This window comes from Nocardia abscessus NBRC 100374 (assembly GCF_000308455.1).
Lineage (GTDB): Bacteria > Actinomycetota > Actinomycetes > Mycobacteriales > Mycobacteriaceae > Nocardia > Nocardia abscessus.
In genome coordinates, this window is record NZ_BAFP01000258.1 from 1 (window position 1) to 10,674 (window position 10,674).

Below are 10,674 nucleotides of genomic sequence, written 5' to 3' on the forward strand. Positions count from 1 at the left end.
AACATCCATTGGCGGACCGACCTACCCATGGTCCTGCCCGGTCGCGTGGACATGATCAAGCGGCTGTGAGCCTCGGCGCGGCTAGCAGGAAGTGAGGCAGCAGCGCTCCCTGTGAGATACCCCATTTCTGCTTCAATGCAAGCGGGTTCAGCAGAGACGGCGCGTTCTGCACCATCGGTGCCACCATCGCGAAGAGGGCAAGGAATTCGGAAGCGAACCGATTGGCTTGGTGTTCGTGGGTATCGGTGAGTTCACGGACCTCGGTGTCAGCATTAGATGTCCGAGTTCGTGTGCCAGGGTCCATTGACCGCTCGCCTGGACGCGATTCGACGCGGCCCTGGCCAGCGGACAGGACCTTGCGTAACACACTGACCAACAACATGATCCACTATCAGGGGCACTGCAGTGGGCGGCATTCCAGCGAACGCGACGTCAGTGCGCTGACTTGGTGAACGGGTCGGGAGGGGCGGGAAGGTATCGGGATGGCTGAATCAGCTGGGAAAGGACGCGACCTACTGGGATTGGCCACACGGGTCAAGGCGCTGGCTGTCGCGGACCCCGTCCTGGATCTGGAACGGCGAAAGGCACTCCTGTCCACAGACTGGACCGGCTACCAGATGGAGGAGCTGGCGCTGACCGCGATCGACACCGTCACGCTGAAAATGGACTTCGACGATGGAGTTCGAGCAGAAGACGTGGTCAGTTCCGTCGCCGCCGTCGCCGCCCTGCAACTTCCAGACCGCGGCCACGACGAACATGGCGCCGTAGCTCGGTGGGTGTTGGACTGTCTGGTCAACGTCGGCACCGTCGATCGGGGCTTCAGCCACGTCTACGGCACAGCCGTGGGCGGTCGGTACGCTTCACATCTGTTCTCGTTCAAACTGTTACGGGAAGTCGTCGGAGCTGACGGGAAGCCGCGGCTGCGGGCCTCCAACGAAGCGATCGCAGTGCTTGTCGGTGCCGTGGATATCGACATCGCCTCCGAACAGGTCGCCGCTGATGCCAAACTCGACGCGTTGGTCAACCGGGGGCGTCTCATCGACGCCCATCGCGCCGCGGAGATGGCGTTGCGCCGCACGGTTCAGTACGCCGAGCACATCCGCACGCAGCTTGACGGGATGCATCGTGACATACGTACGGTCGACTGGGTGCGTGACGTGCAACCCGTGCAGGTCGAGGCGATGACACACATCGAGGAACGCATCCGGGCTGAAAGTGCCATAAAGGACAACGTCGCGCGGATCATGGAGAACAGCACGGAGCAAGCGACACCGGCGCAGGCCGGGGAGCTGATCGAGATCCTCGAGCAATGTCTGCGCCGAAACGCCGCGTTACAGGCCAATCTCCAGCAGGTCGGCGAACGATTCCGGGCCGAACAGGAACGACAGACCTTCGTCCCACCCCCGAGCCGATCATATGTCGATCTCGGACGTCAGCTCCTGGAACCGGCGTTGGCGATGTCGCTTCGCCACGTTGGACCGCTGCTGGAAGATTTCGTCACAGTGTCGACTTCACCGCATCGACCAGCGGTTGTCTACCTTCCTGACCTGGTCGAGGGCTTGATGCGCCTGCCCGCCGACAGCGATCATGACGATTCGCTGATCATCGAGCCCGAGTTCGGCGATGTCGAGGACATCGCGCTGTTCACGCACGAACAGCATGCGCGAGTGGAGGAGCTACTCGAGCGAGTCGACGACAGCGGTGTCCGCCTGTCGACGCTACTCGCCAACGCACGGCAGATCGCTGCCACAGATCGCTGCGGCGAGAACCTCGACCACCTGCTGGGGCTGCGGGTCCTGGGCCTGTTCGGCGCTCCACGACACGACCTCGCCCACGACACGCTCCTGGCGGCCTTGGTCGACCAACGCATGCTCGATGACGAGATCTTCGCCGGGGACGACCTTCTCGTTGTACGTAGCCGACCAGTTGCCCTGACACCTGTCGACGACCATGAAAGGCCCTCCGAATGAACTCCCTCAAAGATGTCGCCGCGGCGGCCAAGCTGGTGGCGTTCGGGTTCCAGCCGGGACTCACGCCCCTGCGCAACATCGAGTACTCCACGCTGGCGAAACGGTGCGGTTCAGATCCCGTTTTCGCGCAGATGGTACACGCGGTGGCACAAGGGTTCGACGTGATCGTTCTGGCCGTTGACACCAACGCTGGGCTGGTACTCGGGGCGGGCACCGGCACCCAGTTCGCTGTCCGCGTCACCGACCACATCCCCAAGCTCGACCACCGCCCGATCGCGGCGCTGGCTCACCTCGCCATCGCCGCGCTGGCGTTCTACCGCCCCGAAGACCTCGACGATGACACCCACGTCGGCAGGGTCACTGTCCGACACGTGGACGAACTGGTCGATCAGGCAGCCCAGGAACTCGAACGTCGTGCTGCAGAGTCCGACGCTGATGACGGGGTTCCCGTCGACGATCCGGACCTGATTCAAATGTGGCGTTACTACCGGCGCAGAAGCCCGGTCGCGGCGACAGGGGACGCTCGAGCTCACTCCGGAAGCAGACTCGCGATCATCAAACGGGTCGCCGAATACCTGGCCGACAACGGAATGCTGCGCCGTGCGGGCAACGAGAACGGCGGCACCTATCAAACCACCGCCCGCTACAAGATCCACGTGCGCGAGTTGGCCGGACAGCAGATGCTCGGCCAACTCGCCGCGCTCGGCATCACCGTCGCAGCCCCGGAAGACATGGGGGCTGCGGGTCCCGGCTCGATCACTCCAGCTTCGGCGTCGGATGCCCCCGTAGTCCCCGAATCAGGAGCCTGACCACCGAATGTATGAACTCAACCGTGTCCGGCTGTACAACATCGGCCCTGAGAAAGCCCGCTACGACGACGTCACACTGGACCTGTCCGACGGTGGCCCCCCGATTCCCATCGACAGCCTGATCCCGACCGCGGGCCAACTGTTCCGGCGGCCGTCGTTGGCGACCCTGCTGGTACTGGAGAACGGCGGCGGCAAATCGGTGTTCATCCGCATGTTGCTGTCGACGGTGCTGCCCGAGCGGCAGTCACGCAAAGGCCGAGATGCCCTGCGCGCCTATGTGGTATCCGCGTCGGCGCCCTCGCACGTGGTTCTGGAGTGGGTCGAAGTCCGTACCGGCCACACAGTGCTCACCGGTCAAGCGCTCGCGCCGGGAGAGGGCCCACCGCAGCGACTGTTCTACTCCCTGAACCCGAACGACGTGACCTCATTGGCGACGCTGCCGTTCGCCCAGAACGGTCGACGACTGACGATGACAGCCTTCCACGACGCCCTGACACGGCTCAACACCGCGGACAAGTCGTTGGCCTTGGAGACCGAGAAGAAGCAAGGTGACTGGGAGAGACACCTTCGCCGACTCGGCCTGGAACCTGATCTGTTCGCGGTGCAGCAGGCGATGAACGTCGATGAAGGAGATGCGGCCGAGGCGTTCAAGACCACCAGTGGCAGGCAGTTCGTGGAATGGCTGCTGAGCAAGGCGATGGACGCGGAGAACTACACCGAGATCGGCGCGTCCTATACCGCCTACGCCAAGAACATTGGCCGTCGCGAGCAAATGCTGCTCGAACGCGACTTCACCCGAGCTACCGCCGCTGCTGCCCACAGCCTGGCGACCAAGCGCAAGGAACAAATCACCGCCGCCGCGGCCGCTGACACCGCTACGACGACACTGGCTCAGCTGGCGGCCGCGGTTCGGGAAACCGTCGCACGCTCAGAGCAGACGCTCCACGCCGACCGCGCCGAGGTGGAGTCCCTGAACACGACCGCCGGTCAGCTCGATCTCGAGCGAACACACGCTGAGCTGATCGGCAAAGAAGTACGGCGCCGGACCCTGGAACTGTGTCACGCGCAAGCCGAAGCCGACGCTGAGACCATCAGCGAACAGCTGGACCGGCACCGTGACGAACTCGCTGGCTGGACATTGGTTCCCAAGGTCCTCAAGGCTGCAGCCGAGCACACGAAATACCAGATTGCCAGCAAGATGCTCGACGAGGCCGAGGCTGCCGCAGGACCGGCGCGCCGGCTCCGCGATCACGCCGGCGCGCGGTTCGCCAGCGCGCTGGTGCACGCGGAGCGTCAGTACCAACTAGACGCACGCAGCCGTGACGAGCAGGAGCAGAAGGCCGAAGCCGAGGCCGAGCGTGCCGATGAGCAAGCTCGCGAAGATGACAAACAAGCCACCACGCTGACGACACGGGCCGACACGCTCAACCAAGCCGTCACCGCCGTCGCATCGCGTGTCGCGCACGCGCGCGAGACGGGCTTGATCGAGCGCGACGAAACAGTCGGTGATGCCGAACAGCGAGCGAGCGCTGCCGCGATCCTGGCCAGGACGCAAGCGGAGCGGCAAACGGGCCTGCACAAGCAACTCGACGCCGAGACTCGACGCCTCGGGGAGACCGCCCGTCAGCTGATCGAACCCGAAATCACCACACGCCAAGCCGCCGTCACCGCTGAGCAGGCCGTCGCCGACCTCGACACCGCCGCGCGTGCCTTGACCGGCAAGGCGCTGCTGCGTGAACTCGCCGAGCTCGACGACGACGAAGCGATCCCCGGCGGAGACGCAACGCTCTGGCTGGAGGCGAACGTCCCGACCTTGCGCACTCGGGCCGTGAGCGCCCACGGATCAGCCGAATCCCGCCTGTCCGCGCTCACCGATGCCGACCGCACCGATCACCGTCTGCTCGCAGCGTTGACAGTCGACGACGAAGCACTCCTGCCACCCCGCGAAGCCGTCGAGGAACTGGTGGCCGACCTGGCCGATCACGAGATCGCCGCGACCGCAGGTTGGCGCGCCCTCGAGCAGCTGGTCAACCCGCGCCGCCACGCCGAGATCATCCAATCCAACCCCGCACTGGTCGACGGCATCATCGTCGCCGACAAAGCCACCTTGGACCGGGCCAGGGCATACCTGGCATCGAGTCGACCCCTGCCCGCGGCCGCGGTCCTGGTCACGACCGCCGAGGTCATGGAGAACGCGTCGACCCAACATGGGACCGGGTTCGTCGTCGAACCCACACCGGCGTTGCACGACCCTGTCGCCGCAGCCCAGGCTCGCGAACAAGCCCGAGCGCGCATCGACGAGCGTGCGCGCGCTATAGGCGAGCTCACCGCTCGACGGGCCACGGCGTCTCGGTTGAGCGACCGACTCGACACCTGGATTCGTGACCATCCCGCCGGCACGGCCGAGCGGCTGCGTTCCGCCGCGCACGCCGCTCGTGAGCGCGCCACCGAGGCCGAATCGGCACGCGAGACCGCAGATGACGCCTACACCAAGGCAGTGAACAACCTCGAGCTGCTCGCCGAATCGGTCGAAGAAGCCGAGGCCGCCGCCGAGGCCGCCGAGCGCATCGCGCGCGAGTGCACCCAACTCGCCAACGACGTGCAAGCCGCAGAACTCGACACAGTCGAAATCGCCTCGCTCACCGAACAGGCAGGACAACTGTCCGCAACAGCCGAGGAACACCGTGCTCGAGCGACGCGGCTACGCAAACAATCCAGGGAACATGCCCTGAGCGCCGAATCGCTGCGACGTGACGCCACGGCCGCCACGAAGAAGCTCAACGCCGTCATCTACGGAAACGAACCGCTCGATCCGGCCACCCCACACGGAGACCTCCCGACCCTCGAGATCGAATACGACGCGGCCGCGAGCGCATTCCGCGCCGTCGAAGTCGGCGAAGACATGAGACGACGCGTAGAACAGGCCCAGCAAGCCGCGGCAGACCTGGACACAGAGCTACTCGCCGAACGTGACGAGATCAGGATCCGGGCACAACACCTCGCGACGACTCCCGACGCAGGCAGCGTCGAATCCATCGAGGCCACCAAGCGACGAATCAGCCGCACGACGCGAACCCTCGAGACCGACTACCAGACGTTGATCCAGCGCATTGGCGGCCTCGCCCAGCAGAAGGACTCTGCCAGTCAGACCAACGGATCGCCCTGGATCGAGCTGGACACCGAATGGATTCCCACCGATCCCACCGACGGGGAACTCCTCACCAAGCGCGCCGCAGCGAAATTATCCGACGCCCAGACCCGCTACGCCGCGGCTGCGGAGTCACTGCGACTCGCCGAGCGCACGCTGCGCCAGGCAGAAAGCAGCGCACGCGAGATGGCCGCCGTGCACAGCACCCTGAAATCGGCCACCCGCAAACTGGAACTGCCTTCCAACTCAACGCCTTTCACCGGCACCGCTGCACAGGCCCAGCAAGCCACGGAGGACGCCGTCCAGGTACACAGCGACGCCGCCGAGGACCTGCGCGAGGCTGAGCGCGCCGTCGACGAAGCTGTGACCGACTTCCGTGACGCGGCAAGGCCGGCCCGCTTCGCTGTTCTCAAAGCACCGGCCTACACCCAGCTCACCAACATCGACACCGCCTCGCTGGTCGAACGCGCCGAGTACTGGTCCGGGCAACTCGCCAGCCGAACCGCGAGCCTGGACACCGACCTCGAAGACTCCGAGCGCCACCGGGCACTGCTGATCGAGCAACTTGCCCACCATGTCGGCGAAGCGTTGGGGCTGTTGGAGAAGGCGGAACGGCTCTCACGCCTGCCCGACAGCGCTGGTGCCTGGGCGGGACGACGGATCCTGAGGATCGGTTTCGCCAAACCCGATCCTCAGGTCCTGGCAGTGCGAATCGCTGAAACACTCGATGACAAAGCACGCACCCACCCCGCCCTGCCGGGCATGGACCTCCTCCTGCGATGCGTCACGACGGCGGTGCCACGCGACTTCAAAGTCGAGATCCTCAAACCCGACCCGTCCGCACGGGCGGAGTACGCCTCGATCAGCGAAATGGCCAACGTCTTCTCCGGCGGCCAGGAACTCACCGGTGCGATCATGCTGTACTGCACGCTCGCCGCACTGCGCGCGAGCACGCGCCGCGGATCCCGCGGCAGCCGACAAGGCGGAATGCTGATCCTGGACAACCCCATCGGCAAAGCCAGTGCCGACTACCTGCTGAGCCTGCAAATGACCATGGCCGCCGCGGTCGGCGTCCAACTGATCTTCACCACCGGCAGTATGGAAGACCGAGTGCTGGCGACCTTTCCGCTCTGCATACGCCTGCGAAACGACGCCGACCTGCGGACAGGAACTCGACACCTGCATGTCATCGACCGCATTCTCGGCGCACCCGTCGACGACGAGGTGATCGGACGAGTCAGCGCAGCACGACTGATGACCAAGCCACGCCTTCCCGGAGCGAAACCATGACCTCCGGACGGCACCGCGGCTCTGGTCGCGGCGACACACATGGTGGCATCCGGTGATCAGCACGGTAGGCCGGCGCCGAAGTGAACCGCTTCCGCTGTCGGAGTCAGCGCACTACCTGGCCGCGGCCCTAGGCGAATTCACCGAGCGGCGCATCACGAAGCCGACGATTCTCGCCGCGTTCGCGAAGGCGTGCCCCGCGACGGCCGGCACGACCCAGAGCCGACCCGTGTTGTCCGCACTGCTCGACGAACTCGCTGAACACCGCCTCATCGAACTTCCTCGCAGCAGCGACGGATGGGACCGCGCACATCCACGACTGCCCGCTTGGCTGCGTCTACCGGCACCCCCCAAGCTGGATATCAAGTCCGTGGCGGCGACGGCATCGATCGTCTGGCGAGGCGAACTCGCATGGGCTGCAACAGCGGTACTGACCAGCCCACAGGTCGAAGTCCTCAAAACCATCAACCGGTGGTTGCGCGACACCGACGGCGACAACATCCGGCGAACTGTCATCCCCATGCGGGAAAGATCGCTGGACATCTTCCGGGATGAGAAACGCCTCGACGCGCTGATGACCACGACCCTGTTCGCCCCTGGGCGGCTCACACTCGCGACCTTGTTCGCCACGCGGATCCCGCCGCCGCTGGCCTGCGAACGCATCGGCGATGGCACCACCGTCCTGGTCATTGAGAACAGCGACACCTTCGAAACCATCACGACACTGCTGGCCCGACAGCGCAGCAACGTCGGCTACACCGCATTCGGCGGCGGCCACGCGTTCGAAGCATCGGTTGCCAGGATCGCCACACTGCCACAAGTCCGCGACATCGCCTACTACGGCGACATCGACAACGACGGACTGATAATCCCGCAGCGGGCCAACGTCGTGGCCGCCACCGCAGGACTACCACCAGTTAGGCCGGCACACGGTCTCTACCAGCTTCTGCTGCAACACGATCTCCGAAACCAGGCGTCAGCACCTGTCGATCCGCTCGACGCCGAACGACGCGTTTCTTGGCTTCCTGCGGACACCCGTGAGCGTGCGGCGCAGGTCCTCGTCACAGGGAGCCGACTTGCACAGGAAGCCACCGGCCGCGTTCTGCTCGGGCACAACGACTCCTGGCATCACGACCTGTAGTCCAGGCTTGAGTCCAGCGGCGTCGAAATTCACACTGGACTTGGCGGGCCCGCACCGACGCCAGCGCATTCGAGGGGAACGAGCAGGTGCAATATCGCCACCGTGGCCAAGGTGCGGCCCTGCACTGTCGGTCGAACGACGTGGGTCGGTGGAGTGCTACATCGTCGGTTGCTGGTGGGTGGCTGATTCGAGGATTTTCGGTCGGGCGACACGCCGACGCTTGGTCGGCATGGGAGGAGTGAGCGCGACCCGGTGGCGATCGTGGTGTGCGCGATGGGCTGTCGGCGTTCGCGGAAATCCCCAGGTTGAGCCGATGGGCTCGTCGGCGGCGCGTGGGTCGGTAATGCGTGGTCGTTCCGCGTGTCAGAGGAGCGCTCGTCCACGCGGGCGTCTCGGTCCGAGCGATGGCGCTGGCGGTAGAGGGCGGGCGTCTTCCGCTCGCACCCGCGAGGGTGTCATTTCCGACGCGAATATGTGGGCCTACGCTTGTGTGCCGAGAGTTGGGTGAAGACGCTCACAAGCACCTGACGCGAGGTGGTCAGGGAAGGGCGTTTGGTTGCTTCCCATGGGGTTTCGAACCGACTCCTGGCGAGTGAACTCGAGGCGTGGCAGGGCAGAATCGAGCGTGCGGGCGAGGGAAGGGGTTGCTGATGGATGGAAGTGCGGAACTGTACGCCGACCTGCTCGGCCAGATCGAAGAACTGCTGCCGAGTGTTGCTGATGAGATTCGTCGTGACGTCGATCGGGGCGGTCGAGAACTGGAGCTGTACGAGCCGACCGAGGCGTACACGTTTAGTGATGACTATCAGGAGGTCGATCGGCGAGAGGCTACGCACCGCCGACATCCTCCGCGACAGAGTCCATCTCGAGCGGAGCAGCAGCCTGCGCAGCCAGACCACATCGTACAGTTTCGACAGCAACAGCGACTCGGTGGAAACAGCGGTGACATTGTGCGTCCGCTATCTGGCGACGGGCGCCTGGCGATACTTCTCGACGCAGTGATCACGCTGCTTCGGACGGTCAACGGCTCGGAAGGCGAATTGACCAGTTACCTACGCCAAAAAGGCGTTCGATCTGTGACCTTCGGTGTTGGGGACATTGACATGGACCGGAGCCAGATCTCCGTGGACCAGATCGGCTACATCGCGGCTCAGAGAGGTGAAGTCATGGACACTCTGCTCACTGCCCTGGCTGCCCTGGAAGATCTGCAATGATCTCCGCTGCCAGCTTGAAGGCTGCCGTGGAATCGGCTCTGTCCCTGACGTTGTCAGGTCCATACTCCGCTCGTGCAAAGCCGACCGACCTGTATGAGGCAGCCCTGTTCACGATGATGTTGCGTGCGGCGGAGCATGCGGGCGGTACTGTGTTCGTGACGAATGACGGACTGAATTCTGCCGTAGATGCCCGGTTTCGGACAAGCCCGGGCATTTTGTCGGCGAGCAGTGAGTACACCTATGCAGTTGTCACCTTCCCCGCGACACCAACACGTCATGCGCAAAGAGTTGAGGTACACCTGGGCATACGGTTCAGCGGTCGGTCAGGTATCTGCCATGAGTGCGATATCGCGATGCTCACCGGAGCTGAGGCGGACCGAGTGCGGGCGGGTCGACGATCTTTTCCATCTTCACGCGCGCTGATCACAGCGGTCGAGGCCAAGTTGCTGACTCGCGGGCCTGGTCTCGAAGACGGTCGCAATTTGTTGGGTCTAGGAACTGAGTTTCGCCTACAGAAATGCCGGCTTGTTGCCCCGAACAGCGGCGCGGCTTCCTTACGCAGACTGTTCGCTTATTGGCCGTGCCAGTTGTCGGAGAATCTCATCCCGGGTACTGCCGAAGCGTTGAAGTTGGAGGACGATCTTCGCGAAACCATCTTGGAGTGGCTGAGTCGCCGTCGGCGGCGTCAACTGTAGTGGCCTTTGACCTGGGATTCCGGATAGCGGGAGTCGGAGTCCAAGTTGTTTTCGTTCCAATGTTTGCTGATGTCTCATGTCACAGGGGGATGGATGTGGCTGCCGACCACGAGGTGGGTTTACCGGCACCGGGGGCGGCATCACAACGGACTGAGTTGCGCTCGTCTTGCGGTCAGCAGTCGAACGGGAAGCGCGACTTCGGCGGGGCAGTCGGCTGCGCGGGCGCGGGAACCAACGACCGGCAAGGTCATCGCGGAACTCAAGTTCGCGTTCTGGCAGAGCATGTTCACGGCTCGTCACGATGTGCGTGTTTGGGAGCTCTCGGTGATCGGCGACGAACAATTCTCGATCTAACACGAACGGGAGCGATCCGGGAAATTTGCCTCGGCCGCATGCCGGTCCGAACCGTG

The 10,674-nt window shown here is 64.3% G+C and carries 5 protein-coding genes; all 5 read left to right on the forward strand.

All coding sequences use genetic code 11. The features are described from left to right. The first annotated feature begins 521 nt into the window (after positions 1-521). The 5 genes from ON19_RS32050 (at position 522) to ON19_RS42405 (ending at position 9,569) form a co-directional block, all read left to right on the forward strand. Positions 522-1,970, forward strand: a complete 1,449-nt coding sequence (locus ON19_RS32050) for a hypothetical protein (RefSeq protein ID WP_218006511.1) — start codon at positions 522-524, stop codon at positions 1,968-1,970. Next, the gene (locus ON19_RS32055; protein WP_218006512.1) at positions 1,967-2,779 is read left to right on the forward strand and encodes a hypothetical protein; all 813 of its coding nucleotides are present in this window, start codon (positions 1,967-1,969) and stop codon (positions 2,777-2,779) included. Before ON19_RS32050 ends, ON19_RS32055 begins: the two co-directional genes overlap by 4 nt. A 7-nt stretch (positions 2,780-2,786) precedes the next feature. Further along, positions 2,787-7,217, forward strand: a complete 4,431-nt coding sequence (locus ON19_RS32060) for a hypothetical protein (protein ID WP_043701373.1) — start codon at positions 2,787-2,789, stop codon at positions 7,215-7,217. A gap of 52 nt (positions 7,218-7,269) precedes the next feature. Next, positions 7,270-8,355, forward strand: a complete 1,086-nt coding sequence (locus tag ON19_RS32065; protein WP_051169519.1) for a Wadjet anti-phage system protein JetD domain-containing protein — start codon at positions 7,270-7,272, stop codon at positions 8,353-8,355. Positions 8,356-9,005: 650 nt separating this feature from the next. Next, positions 9,006-9,569 carry a hypothetical protein gene (locus tag ON19_RS42405; RefSeq protein ID WP_157229934.1) on the forward strand — a complete coding sequence of 188 codons (564 nt, stop codon included), beginning with the start codon at positions 9,006-9,008 and terminating at the stop codon, positions 9,567-9,569. Positions 9,570-10,674: the final 1,105 nt, after the last annotated feature.